Source organism: Ruegeria sp. A3M17 (assembly GCF_003318255.1).
GTDB lineage: Bacteria > Pseudomonadota > Alphaproteobacteria > Rhodobacterales > Rhodobacteraceae > Ruegeria.
On record NZ_QOCF01000019.1, the window covers coordinates 1 to 17,173 of the forward strand.

Sequence of the window (17,173 nt, forward strand, 5' to 3'; positions counted from 1 at the left end):
GACCGGGATAGCCTTCGGCATATTTGTTGGTCATCACCGAGCCTTGCGCTTCCATCACGGCGGCAGAGACGATGTTTTCGGATGCGATCAGCTCGATCTCGTCGCGCTGACGACCCAGCTCGGATGTGATCGAGCCGAACAGCTCGGGATCACGGTCAGACAGGGACTGGGTGAAAAATCCGGTATCACGGAGATTGGCGTTCATGGGGGCTCCACATGGCTGGGTAAGAATCTTGCGGATTTCCTATCGGAAACGGTACATGCGCAAAAGCTTTAAAGCGACGAATTGGCCCGCTGCGGCGTCAAGTCTGGCTTATCGGGGAAAGGTATGGTTGTTTCGGAACCAAATGTGCAAGACCGGAAACCGCAGCAAATGATCCAGAGAATCGCTTTTCTTGCCAGTGACGTCAAAGTGGCCCAAACCGCCCGAGATACTCTGGTAAAACGTTATGGTAATGCTGCCCCGCGGGATGCTGATGTGGTGGTGGCTTTGGGCGGCGACGGGTTCATGCTCCATACGCTGCACAGCATGCAGCACCTGGACACGCCGGTTTATGGCATGAATCGCGGCACAATCGGCTTTCTGATGAACGAATTTCACGAATCCGACCTGATGGCCCGTCTTGATGAAGCCGAGGAAGAAGTCATCAACCCACTGGCCATGCGTGCGATGGATCAGTCAGGTAAGACGCACGAGGCGCTGGCGATCAATGAGGTCTCGCTGCTACGCGCAGGACCACAAGCCGCGCGCCTCAGGATAAGCGTCGATGGCCGTGTTCGCATGGATGAGCTGGTTTGTGATGGCGCGTTGTTGTCCACGCCCGCCGGATCGACCGCCTATAACTACTCGGCCCATGGGCCGATTCTGCCAATTGGATCAGATGTTCTTGCCCTGACGGCTATTGCTGCGTTCAGACCGCGCCGGTGGCGCGGCGCTCTGTTGCCCAAGATCGCCAAGGTGCGTTTTGATGTTTTGGATGCAGACAAACGCCCGGTCATGGCGGATGCAGATTCGGTGTCTTTCGCTGATATCGACTGGGTCGAGATCCGCTCTGAGCCTGCTATCCAGCACCGCATTTTGTTCGACCCGGGGCATGGGTTGGAAGAGCGCCTGATATCTGAGCAATTCACCTAAATTTTGGGACTTACGAATTTTTTAGAACTTGTGTGAAGCAGTTCACATGAGCTTCATTAACTTTCCGCTAATCTGAACTTGCCCGGAGAACACGTCTCGGTGGGAGTGAGTGGCCACCAAACGACGTTTTCGAACGATTGCGCAGTTTACGCGCTGGCGAGGGTAGGTGGTGCTACGCTCGTTAATGATATCTGGGCTTATTTTAGTAAGCGGACCCCGGGCACAATAACCCGGGGTCTATTTTCGTTTTGGGCCGCACTACGTGCCCATTTTCTCCCACAACGGCAAGCACATCTGACCGACGCGCGCCTCAATTGCGGCGGCGGCATCCACGGCCATATCTTCACGCCAGCGGCGGGAAGCGATCTGGACATTGATCGGCTGCGGGCCGCTGGGCAAATCCGCCAGCCGCGCTGGAACGCAAGCGGCGGGCAGGCCCAGAAAGTTCATCGCATAGGAATACACGGCGCAGCCAAGAACCTCGTGCACCCCTTCGACGCCTTCGGTGTCCCGATCCGGCTTGAAGAACGGTTGCGGCAGGAAAGGCGACAGGACCAAAGCGTAGTCTTCCATAAACAACGACCATTCACGGGCATAGTGGCTGCGTTTGGCCAGCATTCGGATCAGGTCGGTGTCCACGATGGGCGGGAATTCCTGAAAATAGACGTCAAAGATGTCACGAATGGTATCAGATCCTGCTGCCTTGATGTCGTTTTGCATCAATGTCAGGACTTCGCCCATCAAGGCGCGATACCCTGACCGACCACACTCGAATACATCCGGCGGGTCGATCTCTTCCACTAGATAACCGGCGTCGACCAGCGCATCGCGGGCCGTGTCCAACGCCTTGTCGACCTCGGGGTGCAGCGCATAGCCGAAGGTGTTTTTGGTGAAGGCCACTTTGATCGGATCTTCCATGGCTTCCCCGCGCCACGGCATTGAAACGTGAAACGGATCGCGCGGGTCGGCGGCGATCAGGCTGGGCATGGACAGATGCAAGTCGGAGGCCGAGCGGGTGATCAGCCCCTGGACCGACATGGATTGTGCCAGAATTCCGCGTTCGACCTGTTGGCTGGGGTTCCACGCAGGGACGCGCCCCAGCCCTGGTTTGACTGTGACCGCGCCATTGGCCGCCGCGGGAAACCGCAGACTGCCGCCGATGTCGTTGCCGTGCGCAAGCGCACCTATCCCTGCCATCACGCCCGCACCGGCCCCGCCCGAAGACCCACCGGGCGAGATATGGCGGCCCCACGGGTTATGTGTCCGTCCATGCAGCGGGTTGTCGGTATCGGCGCGGAATGAGAATTCCGGCGTGTTCGTCCGTCCGATCACGATGGCCCCGGCATTCTGCAGGTTGCGCACAACGGGCGCATCGTCGGGTGCGATTACATCTTTCAGGGCCACCACACCGTTTGAGGTCGCGCGCCCCTTTTGATCGACGTTAATCTTGATGGTGACAGGAACACCGTGCAGCGGACCAGCAGGGGCGCCGCCAGCCACAGCCGCATCCAGATCACGTGCGCGTTCCAGCGCTTCGGTGCTCAGGTCCTCGACCACCGCATTCAGGTCTAGGTTTACCTGATGCATCCGGTCGATGGCATTTTGGGTGACCTCTAATGCGCTCAACTCACCGCTGCGGGTTAAGGTAGTCAGGTCGGTGGCGTTCAGCCGCCAGATATCGGTTTGTGTCATGGGCCCTCGCTGTCTTGGGATGACAGTAGGGGGCTTGTTTCAGGTTGCAAGAGAAAGACATGCGGGCGACGGATCGTCGCCCGCATGTCTGCTACTGAGCGTAGCCAAGGGTTTTCAACGCGTCGGTGATCTCGTCCAGAATAGCCGGGTCATCGATGGTGGCTGGCATCTTGTAGTCCTTGCTGTCCGCAATCGACACCATCGTTCCGCGCAGGATCTTACCCGAGCGGGTCTTGGGAAGGCGGTCTACCACCACGGCTAGTTTGAACGCTGCGACCGGCCCGATCTTTTCGCGCACCAGTTTGACGACGTCTTGAACCACCTCGCCATGGTCGCGGTCACAGCCGGCGTTCAGGCAAAGGAACCCCACCGGCATTTGACCTTTCAACTGGTCCGTCACACCGATCACTGCACATTCGGCTACGTCGGGGTGGGCGGCCAGAACCTCTTCCATCCCGCCGGTCGACAGGCGGTGGCCAGCGACGTTGATCACGTCATCGGTGCGCGCCATGATGTAAAGGTACCCATCCTCGTCGACCATGCCTGCATCGCCGGTCTCGTAATAACCGGGGAATTGGTTCAGGTATGAACTTTTGAACCGATCCTCGGCATTCCACAGCGTTGGCAAGGTGCCCGGGGGCAGGGGGAGCTTGATCGCAATTGCGCCCAGCTCACCAGGTTTCATCGGATGACCACCTTCGTCCAATATCTGCACGTCATAGCCCGGCATCGGTTTGGCGGGCGAGCCCAGCTTGACCTGCAGTTCCTCAATCCCCAGTGGGTTGCCGGCGATGGTCCACCCTGTTTCGGTCTGCCACCAATGATCGATCACCGGCACCTTCAGCGCGTCCTGCGCCCATTCGATCGTATCGGGATCAGCCCGCTCACCTGCCAGATACAACGCGCGCAAGCAGGAGAGGTCATACTTCGCCAGTATTTCCCCCTTGGGGTCTTCACGCTTCACGGCGCGGATGGCGGTCGGGGCGGTGAAAAAACTTTTGACCTTGTGCTCGGAAATCACCCGCCAGAACGTGCCTGCATCGGGCGTGCCAACGGGTTTGCCTTCGAACACAATCGTCGTGTTTCCGTGTATGAGCGGGGCGTAACAAATGTAGGAGTGTCCAACGACCCAGCCCACATCCGAGGCCGCCCAGAACACGTCGCCCGGATCGACATCGTAGATGTTCTTCATCGTCCAGTTCAGCGCCACCAAATGGCCTGCAGTCGGGCGTACAACGCCCTTGGGCGCGCCGGTGGTGCCGGAAGTATACAGGATGTACGCCGGATCATTGCCATCGACTGGAACGCATTCTGCCGGTTCGACACCATATTGGAAGCCATGCCAATTGTAGTCGCGCCCTTCAATTAATTGTGCCACTTCCTGTTCGCGCTGGAAGACCACGCAGAACTCTGGCTTGTGGTTGGCCATGTCGATGGCCCCGTCCAGCAGCGGCTTGTAATGCACGACGCGACCTGGTTCCATCCCGCAGGATGCGGCGATGATCGCCTTGGGCTTGGCGTCGTCGATCCGGACAGCCAGCTCATTGCTGGCAAAACCGCCGAAAACCACCGAGTGCACGGCTCCCAGACGGGCGCAGGCGAGCATGGCCTCCAGCGCTTCGGGGATCATCGGCATATAGATAATGACACGGTCGCCCTTTTCGACGCCCTTGGCGCGCAATGCCCCGGCCAGATTGGCCACGCGGTTGCGCAGTTCGACATATGAAATCTCGCGCTTGGTGTGGGTAATCGGGCTGTCATAGATGATTGCGGCCTGATCGCCGCGGCCGTTTTCGACATGCCGGTCGACCGCGTTCCAGCAAGTGTTCACCTTGGCATCGCTGAACCACTCATACAAAGGGGCGTTGTCGTCAAACAGGGCTTTGGTCGGCGGTTGAATCCAGTCAATTGCCTTTGCGGCGTTCATCCAAAAAGCCTCTGGGTCCGATTTCCAGCCTTCGTAAATGTCCTGATATGCCACGGTGAACTCCTCCTAAATCTCCTTGAGAAATGTGTTATGTGGCCAGGGGGCACCGCACAAGCGAGCGCTTTGACGGAGCGTCACTTTATCGCAAAAAATTTGCAAGAATCCGCAGGTTGGCCTGCAAATTTTTGCAAATCATCGCCTTTTTGCTGACTTTTGAAGATCGATTTTGCGCTTTTGCAAAGTTGAATATTTTGGCGTGCAAATTTTTGCCTGCTTTGAATCAAACAGGGCGCCGATACTGGCGCCCTGAATACTGTGTTCAGGTAAATTAACCGTAATGCGTTACGGGTGTACCCGCGATCGCCGCCATATTCAGCAAACCGCGTGCTGTGATCGACGGTGTCACGATATGCGCCTTGTTGCCCATGCCCATCAGGATAGGACCGACTTCCAGACCATCGGCCTTCATTTTCAGGATATTGCGTACTCCGCTCGCCGCATCTGCATGGGCAAAGATCAGAACGTTTGCCGTTCCTTTCAGGCGCGAGTTCGGGAAGATCCGCGAACGCAGTTCAGGGTCGAGGGCCAGATCCAGGTTCATTTCACCTTCATATGTGAAATCGCGCGGCTCGGCGTCGAGGATATCAATTGCCGCCCGCAACCTTTTGCCTGATCCCTCTGCTTGGTTTCCAAACTGCGATTGCGAACAGAAGGCGATCTTGGCCTCGATCCCGAACCGACGAACATGGCGCGCGGCGCCAATGGTCGACTCGGCAAGCTCTTCTGGGGTGGGTAGCTGCCGAACATGGGTATCGGCAATGAACAGCGGTCCGTCCTCGAGGATCATCAGCGACAGCGCGCCATGCGGGTGAAGATCGCCATCGCCCAGAACCTGTTCTACGTAGTTCAGGTGCCAACGATACTCGCCAAAGGTGCCGCAGATCATGCTGTCTGCCTCACCGCGTTGCACCATGATAGCCGCAATGGCCGTGTTGTTCGTGCGCATGATCGCCTTGGCCAGATCCGGCGTGACGCCGCGGCGCTGCATGATCTCGTGATACGAGTTCCAATAGTCATAATATCGCGGGTCGTCTTGCGGGTTCACGATCTGGAAGTCCTTGCCGGGACGGACCGTCAGCCCCAACCGCTCGCATCGTGCGTTGATCACTTCGGGGCGGCCGATCAGGATCGGGGTTTCGGTTGTTTCCTCGAGAATGGCCTGAGCTGCGCGCAGAACGCGCTCGTCCTCACCCTCGGCAAACACGATCCGGCGCGAGGCTACGGCCGCGGCCTCAAAGACCGGGCGCATCAGCAGGGCAGACTTGAATACGGACTGATTCAGCCGCTCTTTGTATGCCTCGAAGTCGTCGATCGGGCGCTTGGCCACACCGCTTTCCATCGCAGCTTTGGCAACGGCCGAGGACACGACGCCGACAAGGCGCGGGTCAAAGGGTTTAGGGATCAGATAATCGGGGCCAAAAGTCAGTTGCTCACCTTTATAGGCCGCAGCCGCCTCGGCGCTGGTCGTGGCGCGGGCCATCTCGGCGATCCCGTCCACGCAAGCGATCTGCATTTCGTCGTTGATCTCGGTCGCGCCCACATCCAGCGCGCCCCGGAATATGAAGGGGAAACACAGAACGTTGTTGACCTGATTGGGAAAGTCGCTGCGGCCCGTGGCGATGATCGCGTCTGGCGCGACTTCGCGTGCCGCTTGTGGCAAAATTTCCGGGCTTGGATTAGCCAGCGCGAAGATGATCGGGCGCTTGGTCATCTTCTCAACCATCTCAGGCTTCAGGACGTTCGGCCCGCTAAGGCCAAGGAACAGGTCTGCATCGCCGATTACATCGTCCAGCGTGCGCAAATCCGTTTTTTGTGCGAATTGATCCTTGTGCGGGTTCATGTCCTCTTCACGGCCTTCATAGACAAGCCCGTGAATGTCGCACAGCCAGATATTCTCGCGCTTGACGCCCAGTTTGACCAGCATCATCAGGCAGGCAATTCCAGCCGCGCCGCCACCGGTTGAGACAACCTTGACGTCTTCAAAATTTTTGCCGGCGACGTGCAGCGCATTCTTGGCCGCGGCACCCACGACAATCGCGGTGCCGTGCTGGTCGTCATGAAAGACAGGGATATTCATCCGTTCACGGCACAGCTTTTCGACAATAAAACAGTCAGGCGCTTTGATGTCTTCAAGGTTGATCGCGCCAAAGGTCGGTTCCAATGCGCAAACGATATCGGCCAGTTTCTCGGGGTCGGGTTGATCGACCTCGATGTCAAAGCAATCGATCCCGGCGAATTTCTTGAACAGGACGGCCTTGCCTTCCATCACTGGTTTGGAGGCAAGCGCGCCGATGTTTCCCAGCCCCAAAACAGCTGTCCCGTTCGAGACGACCGCTACCAGGTTCCCGCGTGCGGTATACAGCTCGGCGTTGGCGGGATCCGCTTTGATTTCCAGGCTGGCCTCTGCCACACCGGGCGAATAGGCACGTGCCAGATCGCGGCCGTTCGCCATCGGTTTTGTCGCTTTGATTTCAAGCTTACCGGGCTTTGGGTGGGCGTGATATTCTAGCGCGGCCTGCCGCAGGCTGGGTGTGTCCGACATCGGTGACTCAACTCCTCAGAAAATTTGATTTAGTGTTAAACTATTTCCCCGGCTTTGGCTACGCTACGTCATTTTGCAACAGTTTCGCTAAAGTTCACCGACATCCCGTTGAAAAGCGTCGTATTGCTTTTACATTCGGGCAACTTTGGAACCAACCTAGACCTGTCGAGCACTGAAAGCCATAAATGAGCTATAAAGATGAATTTCAGGGCGGGACTGCCTTCCCGTCGGAGCAAGTTGCCGTTGGTCAGGATCGCGCCGCTTACGTATCGGTTTTGCTGATCGCCATCCTTGTCCTTGCCGCCGTCAGTATCTGGCCGGTTCAAGCCCTTGCTCTGAACGAAGAGGGCGGATTGTTCGAAACGATCTCGGCCGCTGGGCTTTTTGCCGCGGGCTTGGCCGCGCTCTGGCGCTATCCCGGCATCACCCGTCTTTATATCGCGCTGGTCTGTCTGTTGCTTGCGGAAAGAGAGCTTGAGGCGGATGTCTATCCAGTCGACAGCCTACCATATTGGGTCCTTAACGGTTTGGACAGTGTGCTTGATATGACGTCGGTCCGGGTTGTTCTGACCGTCATCGTAATCGGAGGTGCCCTATGGCATGGAGCCCCGACGGCATGGCGGGCGGTAAAGCGACGGGCGCCTTTTTTCGTAATTTTCGTGCTGGCGGGATTGCTGGCGGTAACCGCTCAGCTGCTCGAGGAAGTTTCCGGAATCTACCAGGCAGATCTGTCCACACTTATGACTGTGCGGTTCTTTGTTCTGGAAGAAACGCTTGAGATGTTCTTTTCGATTGGCATTTTGGCCTCTGTTCTGATCGGATGGCCAAAATCCGATGCCGAAGAGACGCTGAATGACCTCGACCAGAAACAACAGCCAGACGCGCGCTGAAATCCGACTGCCCACCGGCGAACTGCGCGACGATATCCCGTTTTTCACGAAGACCCTCGGAATGAGGATGGATATGATCTATCCCGCCGACGATCCGAGTGTTGCCGTGTTTTCAGGCCACGGGTTGCGCCTTCGGGTTGAGAGGGATGCGCCTGAGGCGGCAGGCACGATCCGCATCCTGACAGACGATCCTGACGGTTTTGCGGGCGGACAGCGGACTCTGGTCGCGCCCAATGGTACACGGGTCGAGATTGATGAACTGAATCCCCCATTGGTGATGCCAGAAACGGTGCATTCCTTTGTGGTTCGCAGGCTCAAGGATCAGGCGCCCTGGATCATCGGGCGGGCGGGGATGCATTACCGCGATCTGGTGCCAGATCGGCTGGGTGGATCGATCATCGCCAGCCATATCCGTATCCCCGATGGCGGCCCGGTGCCGGATATGGTGCATTTCCACAAGGTCGGGTTTCAACTGATCTTCTGCATCCATGGTTGGGTCGACGTCGTCTACGAGGATCAGGGCGACAAAATGCGCCTGACAGCCGGGGATTGCTTTATCCAACCCCCAGAAATCCGCCACCGGGTTCTTGAAGCCTCGGATAATGTTCAGGTTATCGAAATCGGTGTTCCCGCCGAACATGTCACCGAAATCGACCACGAGATGGAACTGCCTACGCCGAATTTCCGCCCGGACCGCGAATGGCAAGGGCAGCGTTTTGTTTATAACAAAGCCGAGAATTCAGAGTGGGGACCATTCCGCCAGCCAGGATACATCTGTCACGACACGACAATTGCCGAGAATACCAAGGGTGTTGCAGGCGTGCAGGTCGTACGAAAAGGGCAGGGTGAACCGGTCTGGGCGACGCATGACACGGATATCCATTTTACCTTCGTCATGACGGGTGAGGTAACTCTGGAAGGTGAAGGGCGCGACCCCTACCGTCTGGAACAAGGGGATGCGTTCGTGATCCCGCCTGGCATGCGCACCAAACTGTCCGAACCTTCCGATGATGTCGAATTGCTTGAAGTCACCCTTCCGGGGGTCTTCAATACCAACCTGGGTTAGGTGAGAATTTGCCTGGGAATCTTGCGCGCGGGGGTTCAACTCCCCGGGCAGTTTCCTTTAGGGTGTGATTTTCTGACCAGTTGATCAAAAACGGGGAATCGCCATGACTTTGAAAGATGCAGCACTGTCTGTCCGGGAAAAAGCCTATGCGCCTTATTCCAACTTCAAGGTTGGGGCGGCGATCCGGTCCGCAGACGGTGCGGTCTATTCCGGCTGTAACGTGGAAAATGTGGCGTATCCCGAGGGCACCTGTGCCGAGGCCGGAGCTATTGCCGCGATGGTCGCTGCGGGCGAACAGGAACTGTCCGAGGTCTATGTTGTTGCCTCAAGCCCGCAACCGGTGCCGCCGTGTGGCGGTTGCCGGCAAAAGCTGGCCGAATTTGGCAAGCGGGATGTCAAGGTGACGCTGGCGACGGTGGATGGCACCGAGTTTGTAACCACGATTGGGCAATTGTTGCCCGGCGCATTCGACGCCTCGCACATGGAGGACGTCTGATCCGATGGACGCCCGTTCGATCATTGCAAAACTGCGCCGGAACGAAGTGCCGACCGGAGATGAGCTGAACTGGTTCGCGCAAGGATTGGCCGATGGCGGAGTCAGCGACGCTCAAGCGGGCGCTTTCGCCATGGCCGTCTGCATGGGCGGATTGGGCACCAAAGGGCGCGCCGATCTGACGATTGCAATGCGCGACAGCGGCGACGTGCTGAGCTGGGATTTCGATGGCCCGGTAATCGACAAACACTCGACCGGTGGGGTGGGAGATAGCGTAAGCCTTGTGCTCGCCCCTGCTCTGGCTGAGATGGGGGCTTATGTCCCCATGATCTCGGGACGGGGTCTGGGTCATACTGGCGGTACGCTGGACAAGCTTGAGGCCATTCCCGGCGTCAGCACCCAGATCGGTCAGGACCGCCTGACGCAGATTTTGCGCGAAACCGGCGCAGCCATTGTCGGGGCCACGGGGCAGATCGCCCCGGCAGACAAACGCCTTTATGCGATCCGTGATGTGACGGCGACCGTTGAAAGCCTGGACCTGATCACAGCGTCGATCCTGTCCAAGAAACTGGCCGCCAGCCCCGAGGCTTTGGTGCTGGACGTCAAGGTCGGCAGCGGCGCGTTTATGAAAACGTTGGATGATGCGCGCAAACTGGCAAAGGCCCTGTCGGAAACTGCGAATGCAGCAGGTTGCCGGACCTCGGCCGTCATCACCGATATGCACCAACCTTTGGCGCCTGCGCTGGGGAATGCACTGGAGGTGGCCGAGGTGATGAAGGTCATGACGCAAGACCCCTATGCCCCGCTGGCCGAAATCTCGGCCGAATTGGGCGGGGTTCTGCTGGCGGATGCGGGGATGTTCGCAACTGCCGATGAAGGGCGCGACAAGATCACGGATGTCATCCGCGATGGTCGTGCGGCGGAACGCTTTGGGCGTATGATGGCAGCCGTAGGCGCGCCGCTGCAGTTTGTTGACAACTGGTCCCGGTACTTGCCAGAGGCCAGCGTGATCCTTGAAGTTCCGGCACCGACCAACGGGCACATCACTGCCATTAACGGTGAGGCGCTGGGCCTGACAGTTGTTGCACTGGGCGGCGGACGGCAGGTTGAAGACGACGTCATCAACCCGGCCGTGGGTCTGTCTGACATCGTCCGGCTGGGCGACAAAGTCGAGAAGGGCGCGCCTTTGGCGGTAATCCACGCTTCGCGGGAGGATGCCGCGCGGCGGGCCGCCGAGAGCGTTCTCAGCGCGATCACGATAGGTGCCGATGCCCCGGCAGAGCCCACTCTTGTCCACGAAAGGATTACGCCGTGACCCGCGCGTTTCTTGTGGTGATGGACTCGGTTGGCATCGGCGGCGCGCCGGATGCTGATCGGTTCTTTAATGGCGATGTGTCGGACACGGGTGCAAACACACTGGCCCATATTTCACAGGCCTGCGCCGAAGGGCGGGCTGATGACGGGCGCTCAGGTCCACTGTACCTGCCAAACTTGGATGCGCTGGGACTGGGGGCCGCAACGCGGTTGGCATCGGGGTCAGAAACGCCGGGCTTGGAGGTCGATCCGTCTGGGCGCTGGGGGTGCGCGACAGAGCATTCACTGGGCAAGGATACGCCTTCGGGCCACTGGGAGCTGGCCGGTCTGCCGGTGCCGTGGGATTGGCATTATTTCCCGGATACCCCGCCAACCTTCCCTGCTGATCTATCCCGTGCTGCAGCTGAGGTGGCCGGTACAGACGGTATTCTGGGTGACTGTCACGCCTCGGGCACGACCATTATCGCCGAATTGGGAGCCGAGCATATGCGGACCGGTTGGCCAATCTGCTACACTTCCGCCGACAGCGTGTTCCAGATCGCGGCACATGAAGAGAGCTTTGGCCTCGACCGCCTGCTGGACATGTGCAAGGCGCTTGCCCCGCGGTTGCATGAGATGAAAGTGGGGCGGGTGATCGCGCGACCATTCATAGGCTCACCCGATCAGGGCTTTACCCGCACCACCAACCGAAAGGATTTTGCTATCCTGCCGCCGGCGCCGGTTTTGACCAATTGGGTGCAGGATGCGGGACGCCGCGTCCATGCGGTGGGCAAGATCGGTGACATCTTCTCGATGCAGGGGATCGACACGCTACGCAAAGGGTCGGATGCCGAGTTGATGGGCCACTTGTCCGATTTGGTCGATCAGGCCGAAGAAGGCAGCCTGACCTTCGCCAATTTTGTTGAATTCGACAGCCTCTATGGCCACCGCCGTGATATCAGCGGCTATGCCCGCGCCTTGGAATGGTTCGACCGCGAGATCGGTTTGATTCTGAACAAGCTGCGCCCGGGCGATCTTATGCTTTTGACCGCCGATCACGGCAATGACCCCAGTTGGATCGGAACCGACCACACGCGCGAACAGGCGCCCGTTCTGATCGCGGGGCAGGGCACGGGCAAAATCGGGGCCGTCGATTTTGCCGATGTCGCCGCAAGTATCGCACACCATCTGAACATTCCGGCACAAGGGCCGGGGAAGAGTTTTCTATGACCGTCGCAGACCTACCCAAAATCGAGTTGCACCTGCACCATGAAGGGGCAGCACCGCCTGAATTCATCCGCCAGCTTGCGCATGAAAAGCGCATAGACCTGAGCGGTATTTTTAAATCAGACGGAAGTTATGACTTCCGCGACTTCGCCCACTTTCTCAGTGTCTACGAGGCCGCCTGCGAGGTGCTTAAATCACCCGAGGATTTCCGCCGTCTGACTTTGGCCATTCTGGAGGAAAGTGCTGCGAATGGGGTGGTCTATTCGGAAACTTTCCTCAGCCCTGATTTCTGCGGCGGCGGGGATGTGCACGCCTGGCGTGACTATCTGAACGCCATTCAGGATGCGGCAGACGAGGCCGAGCGCAAGTTCGATATCACCCTGCGCGGCGTTGTCACGTGCGTCCGGCATTTCGGACCCGAACAGGCGAAACAAAGCGCCTATTGCGCAGCGGAAACCGCCGGTGACTGGATCACCGGGTTTGGCATGGGCGGTAATGAGGGCGTCGGGACGCAGGGCGATTACAAATGGGCCTTTGAATGCGCTCGCGAAGCTGGGTTGCGCCTGACCACCCATGCCGGAGAGTTCGGCGGGCCCGAAAGCGTACGCGATGCTGTTCGGGACCTCGGTGTCGAACGGGTCGGCCACGGCGTGCGGGCCATCGAGGACGACGATCTGATCCGGGAACTTGTCGACCGCGAAGTCACGCTTGAAGTCTGCCCCGGTTCCAACGTGGTTCTGGGCCTGTTTCCCGATTTTGCGGCACATCCGATTGCCCGGTTGCGCGATCAGGGCGTGAACGTCACAGTTTCCACCGACGATCCGCCGTTTTTCCATACCACCATGCGGCGCGAATATGAGATGTTGCATCAGGCCTTTGGCTGGGACGCCGAGGATTTTGCGGCCCTGAACGACACAGCCCTGAACGCGGCCTTCTGCGATGATGAAACCCGCGAACGGGTCAAGAAAAGACTGGAGAGAACATGAGCGAACACCTGACCGTCGTTGACCACCCGCTGGTGCAGCACAAACTGACGCTCATGCGGGACAAGGGCACCTCGACCGCTGTTTTCCGACAGCTGCTGCGCGAAATCACCCTGTTGCTGGCCTATGAGGTCACGCGTGAACTGAAGCTGACCACCCGCCACATCGAAACCCCAATGGAGGAAATGGACGCCCCCATTCTGGCCGGTAAAAAACTGGCTCTGGTGTCGATCCTGCGTGCGGGCAACGGAATGCTGGACGGGGTGCTGGAACTGGTTCCCTCGGCCCGTGTCGGGTTTGTCGGGCTGTACCGCGACGAAGAAACCCTGAAGCCTGTGCAATACTACTTCAAAGCGCCTGAAGGTCTGAAGGATCGGCTGGTCATCGCGGTTGATCCGATGCTGGCAACCGGCAACAGCTCGGCTGCGGCGATTGATTTGCTGAAAGAAGCCGGGGCGACGGATATCCGTTTCCTCTGCCTGTTGGCCGCGCCCGAAGGCGTCGCCCGCATGAAAGAGGCGCATCCTGACGTGAACATCGTCACGGCGTCGCTGGATCGCGAGCTGAACTCAAAAGGGTATATCATGCCTGGGTTGGGCGATGCCGGCGACCGGATGTTTGGCACCAAGTAATCGGTTTACTCGCCACAGATATTCTGCAGCCGGACCCAATCGCGGTCCGGCAGCACTTGCGGCAGCGGGCGCCCGGCCATCGGGTCGGCCTCGATCAAGCCTAGAGTGTCTTCCCCCGTGACATCCACAGCATAGGCATATGGCGTTGAAGGCAGCGCCGCCTGGGCAAAAACCTCTAGCAAAGCTTGATCGGACAAAGTTGGGCGCGGTTCTGACAAGACCTGTTCGGTATAGGCGTCAACGATCTCGGGCGTCAGCTCTCCGGTTGTCAGCAGGCGAAACGCCGTAGTTGGGCCGGTTCGGTCCAGTACTTCGTCCAAGGGATCCTGTGCGGCAGCCCGCGCGCGTTCGGCGATGATGTAACCGGCGGCGATGGATGGGTCCTCGTGATCTTCAACCAATGAGCGGTTCAACAGAATGATCCCACCAGGCAGGCCGAGGCTTGTTTGTACCCCAGCGGGCAGAATAACGACCTCTCGCACTCCGGTTCGGGCTGCCAGTTGATCCAACGCAGCCTGTGCATCCTCGGAGGTGCACGAAACACCCGAAACCCGTTCAATTCGGTGCAGGATCGCATCCCCGATATCGTATCGCTTGATCTCGGGGACAACAGAAACGACGTGGCTTTGCAGTGCGGCCGGAACCCAAAACAGCAATAGTGCGGCAACTGCAGCAACCACTCCCGCAACACTAAGCCAGCGCAACCGTCCGGGATGCGGGCGCGACCGATCAATTGCCTTTTGCAAACGGTCGATCGCCGCGATCATCGTGGTCTCTGTTTCTTCCAGCTCCAGCGTTTCGTCGGGGTCGCCGTCCGGGTTAAAGATTGCGGGATAAAGTCCTGGGTTCTGTCGTTCCAGCGCAGCCAATGACCAATGGGTCAATGCCCGATCGTTGAAATCAGAAATCGTCAGCGTTGCTTCGCCAATCGACACCACAACCTCGCGCCGCTGCACGTCGGGCGAGGGGCGCCACAGACCGGTGGCTTCGATCCGTTCGTACTGTTTCAGAGCCGTCATCAAGGTGAAGTTTGCTCGTTATTATTTTGCCCCAGCTTAACATGGTAAATTCAAAGGGCGCAAACCAGTTGCGCCGTCTGCGATAAATGTGCTGGATACAACGACACGTGCAGGGTTGTCCTGTCGTGCCCCACCATTTTACCGAGGCGAAAGATGCAGGCGGACACTCAGACCTCACCGATACTGGCATCGGTGCTGATGATCAGCGCCATGGCGATCATCGGGGTGATCGACAATGTGGTGATCCTGTTGGCGGAAACGGTTGGCCTGTGGCAATTTCACCTGAGCCGCGCGTTGCTAATGTTGCCGCTGATTTTTGGTCTGTCGCTTTTGGGGCTGGGCAGTATGCGCCCGAAACGATTTGGTCCGGTGATTCTGCGCAGCGTACTGATCACCCTGGCCATGTTGTTCTATTTCGCATCGCTTGCGGTCATGCCGATTGCGCAGGCGCTGGCCGGGTTGTTCACATCGCCGATTTTTGTCCTCTTGATCTCGGCCCTGGCAATGAAGCAGCGGATTGGTCCTTGGCGTATTGTTGCGGTTCTACTGGGGTTTGTGGGAATTCTGTGCGTGTTACAGCTTGACCCCTACGATTTCGATACCCGCAGCCTGTTGCCGGTCGCCGGGGGCCTGTTCTACGCGTTGAGTGCCGTTATCACGCGCAGCCACTGTTCGGATGAAAGCACTGTCGCTCTGTTGGCCGCGATGATCATCACGCTGGGGGCGGCCGGGGGGATCGGTCTTCTGGTTCTCGAGCTGATTCCGGTGGCCGCGCCGGATGGCCCCGACGGCTTCGCCGCCCGGGGGTGGGTCTGGCAGATGCAGCCCGCATTGCTGTGGATCGCAATACAGGCGGTTGGTTCCACGATTGCCGTCTTCATGTTGATCAAGGCCTATCAGGTGGGCGAGCCGTCCTATGTCGCGGTCTTTGAGTACTCGGTCATGATCTTTGGTCCGCTCTTTGCTTTTGCGGCCTTCGGGCAGGCAATCGGGCCGATGCAGATTGCCGGGATTGGTTTGATTGCAATCGCGGGTGCCCTGTTGGGATGGCGTGCAGGGCGCGAGGCTGCCCGGGCAGAACCGGTTTAACCGTATCCTGAGGCCAGCCATTTGTTTTGGGTGGGCAAGCGGGGATCATTCAGACTGGATACCGATGGGTGTCACACGACCCGCGCGATTTCAGCCGACGGGCTCAGACAGATTCGGCGGCACGGATGACCGCTGGTGCTAATTATAGTTTCCAAAAATCTGCCAATTTTTACCAATTGCGCAGTGTTGTTCAAAGAATTGTTGTTTTTCACGGCTTTAAGAGCCCAAATTGGGCGGCAATGTGTCTAAATTAAGTCGCCCATGGTTAAGTCGTGCTAGTCGTTATGAGTAGTTGTTTTTGTGTCAGAAGTGGGTGCGACACGTGTTAAAAGTACAGAGTGTTTTGAGTTATGAGGCCGTTCCGAACCATCAAGTGCAGGACAACCCTGCGGTTTCGCTGAACGCGCGTCGGGGTGGTTTTGTCCACGGAACAAAGATCGCGACGGATCGCGGCTGGCAGCCCGTTGAAGGATTGCAAGTAGGCGATCTGATCCGCACGATGGACAACGGGTTCAGGGAAGTCTCGCGGGTTGCGACGGATTGCATAGCAATCGCCGCCAGCGAGTCCAGGTCGGAAAACTTACCTGTCCGTGTGCCGTCGAACACCTTGTACAACGGCGATCCGGTCTGGTTGATGCCAGAGCAGGGCGTGGCGTTGGACAACACCAAGCTGAGCCAGGGTCCGATCACGCTGCCGATCAGCATGCCCGTGGTGCCTGCGCGGGTTCTCAGTGGAACGTTTCGACTTTCGTCCAGCGCGCCATCATTGCTCTTTGAAGTTTGTTCGTTGTTCTTTGAGCAAGACGAAGTGATCTATATTGAGGGTGGCTTGCGCGCCTTTTGTCCTGCGGGCCGCTTTGGGTCGAACAGCCGGCCCGCGAACGCCTCATACAAGGTGGTCGATGCCGAGCGGACCGAAGATCTGATCGACATGGTCGCGCATAGCAGGGATATTGCAGTGCTTGCGAACTCACTGGGCGCGCTACCGGCGCCGATCATGCAGAACCCGATATTTCCGGCGCGGCCTGTTATGGGCACGCGACGTCCTGGGCGGCCGGGGCGGCCTGCTCCGATATTCTAATTTTTTTAAAGCTATTGATTAAAGTATGGCGCTGGCGCGGTAAC

14 protein-coding genes and 1 pseudogene are annotated in these 17,173 nt (G+C 58.4%); 10 read left to right on the top strand and 5 right to left on the bottom strand.

Features of this window, described 5'->3' with window-relative positions; translation table 11 throughout:
* A pseudogene (glyA, locus tag DS906_RS11250) lies at nucleotides 1–205 on the bottom strand (serine hydroxymethyltransferase); the annotation flags it as partial.
* A 168-nt stretch (nucleotides 206–373) separates the two neighbouring features.
* On the opposite strand from glyA, the gene DS906_RS11255 reads away from it, so the two are divergent.
* Nucleotides 374–1,135, top strand: a complete 762-nt coding sequence (locus tag DS906_RS11255) for an NAD kinase (protein WP_233494761.1) — start codon at nucleotides 374–376, stop codon at nucleotides 1,133–1,135.
* A gap of 258 nt (nucleotides 1,136–1,393) precedes the next feature.
* On the opposite strand, the gene DS906_RS11260 is transcribed toward DS906_RS11255, so the two are convergent.
* From DS906_RS11260 to DS906_RS11275, 3 genes are all read right to left on the bottom strand, one after another.
* Nucleotides 1,394–2,827 carry an amidase family protein gene (locus DS906_RS11260; RefSeq protein ID WP_113790270.1) on the bottom strand — a complete coding sequence of 478 codons (1,434 nt, stop codon included), beginning with the start codon at nucleotides 2,825–2,827 and terminating at the stop codon, nucleotides 1,394–1,396.
* 91 nt (nucleotides 2,828–2,918) lie between these two features.
* Entirely contained in the window at nucleotides 2,919–4,808 is a 1,890-nt protein-coding gene (prpE, locus tag DS906_RS11265; protein ID WP_113790271.1) for a propionate-CoA ligase PrpE, read from the bottom strand.
* A 274-nt stretch (nucleotides 4,809–5,082) separates the two neighbouring features.
* On the bottom strand, nucleotides 5,083–7,356 hold the full coding sequence (locus DS906_RS11275) for an NADP-dependent malic enzyme (RefSeq protein WP_113790273.1): 2,274 nt from the start codon (nucleotides 7,354–7,356) through the stop codon (nucleotides 5,083–5,085).
* Between the two features lie 185 nt (nucleotides 7,357–7,541).
* Here DS906_RS11275 and DS906_RS11280 point away from each other — a divergent pair, with 185 nt between their 5' ends.
* The 7 genes from DS906_RS11280 to upp all read left to right on the top strand — a co-directional run bounded on the left by DS906_RS11280 (nucleotide 7,542) and on the right by upp (nucleotide 13,940).
* Complete coding sequence (locus DS906_RS11280; RefSeq protein ID WP_113790274.1) at nucleotides 7,542–8,246, top strand: hypothetical protein; 705 nt, start codon at nucleotides 7,542–7,544, stop codon at nucleotides 8,244–8,246.
* Nucleotides 8,209–9,312: a cupin domain-containing protein gene (locus tag DS906_RS11285; protein ID WP_113790275.1), complete on the top strand. Its 1,104-nt coding sequence runs from the start codon at nucleotides 8,209–8,211 to the stop codon at nucleotides 9,310–9,312. Before DS906_RS11280 ends, DS906_RS11285 begins: the two co-directional genes overlap by 38 nt.
* 103 nt (nucleotides 9,313–9,415) lie before the next feature.
* On the top strand, nucleotides 9,416–9,808 hold the full coding sequence (locus DS906_RS11290) for a cytidine deaminase (protein ID WP_113790276.1): 393 nt from the start codon (nucleotides 9,416–9,418) through the stop codon (nucleotides 9,806–9,808).
* A 4-nt stretch (nucleotides 9,809–9,812) separates the two neighbouring features.
* A complete protein-coding gene (locus DS906_RS11295) occupies nucleotides 9,813–11,120 on the top strand; it encodes a thymidine phosphorylase (RefSeq protein ID WP_113790277.1) in 1,308 nt (435 codons plus the stop codon).
* Nucleotides 11,117–12,328 (top strand): phosphopentomutase, encoded by a 1,212-nt coding sequence (locus DS906_RS11300; RefSeq protein WP_113790278.1) that lies wholly within the window; start codon nucleotides 11,117–11,119, stop codon nucleotides 12,326–12,328. Before DS906_RS11295 ends, DS906_RS11300 begins: the two co-directional genes overlap by 4 nt.
* Nucleotides 12,325–13,311, top strand: a complete 987-nt coding sequence (locus tag DS906_RS11305; RefSeq protein ID WP_113790279.1) for an adenosine deaminase — start codon at nucleotides 12,325–12,327, stop codon at nucleotides 13,309–13,311. The genes DS906_RS11300 and DS906_RS11305 overlap by 4 nt, the downstream gene beginning before the upstream one ends.
* Nucleotides 13,308–13,940 (top strand): uracil phosphoribosyltransferase, encoded by a 633-nt coding sequence (gene upp, locus DS906_RS11310; protein ID WP_058274218.1) that lies wholly within the window; start codon nucleotides 13,308–13,310, stop codon nucleotides 13,938–13,940. The genes DS906_RS11305 and upp overlap by 4 nt, the downstream gene beginning before the upstream one ends.
* 5 nt (nucleotides 13,941–13,945) lie before the next feature.
* Here the strand turns inward: upp and DS906_RS11315 are convergent, their stop codons facing one another.
* Nucleotides 13,946–14,959 carry a hypothetical protein gene (locus DS906_RS11315; RefSeq protein WP_113790280.1) on the bottom strand — a complete coding sequence of 338 codons (1,014 nt, stop codon included), beginning with the start codon at nucleotides 14,957–14,959 and terminating at the stop codon, nucleotides 13,946–13,948.
* A gap of 153 nt (nucleotides 14,960–15,112) precedes the next feature.
* Here DS906_RS11315 and DS906_RS11320 point away from each other — a divergent pair, with 153 nt between their 5' ends.
* Together DS906_RS11320 and DS906_RS11325 are read left to right on the top strand one after the other, a co-directional pair.
* A complete protein-coding gene (locus DS906_RS11320) occupies nucleotides 15,113–16,048 on the top strand; it encodes a DMT family transporter (protein WP_113790281.1) in 936 nt (311 codons plus the stop codon).
* 322 nt (nucleotides 16,049–16,370) lie between these two features.
* Nucleotides 16,371–17,129, top strand: coding sequence for a Hint domain-containing protein (locus DS906_RS11325; protein ID WP_233494762.1), 759 nt, complete (start codon nucleotides 16,371–16,373; stop codon nucleotides 17,127–17,129).
* Nucleotides 17,130–17,173: the final 44 nt, after the last annotated feature.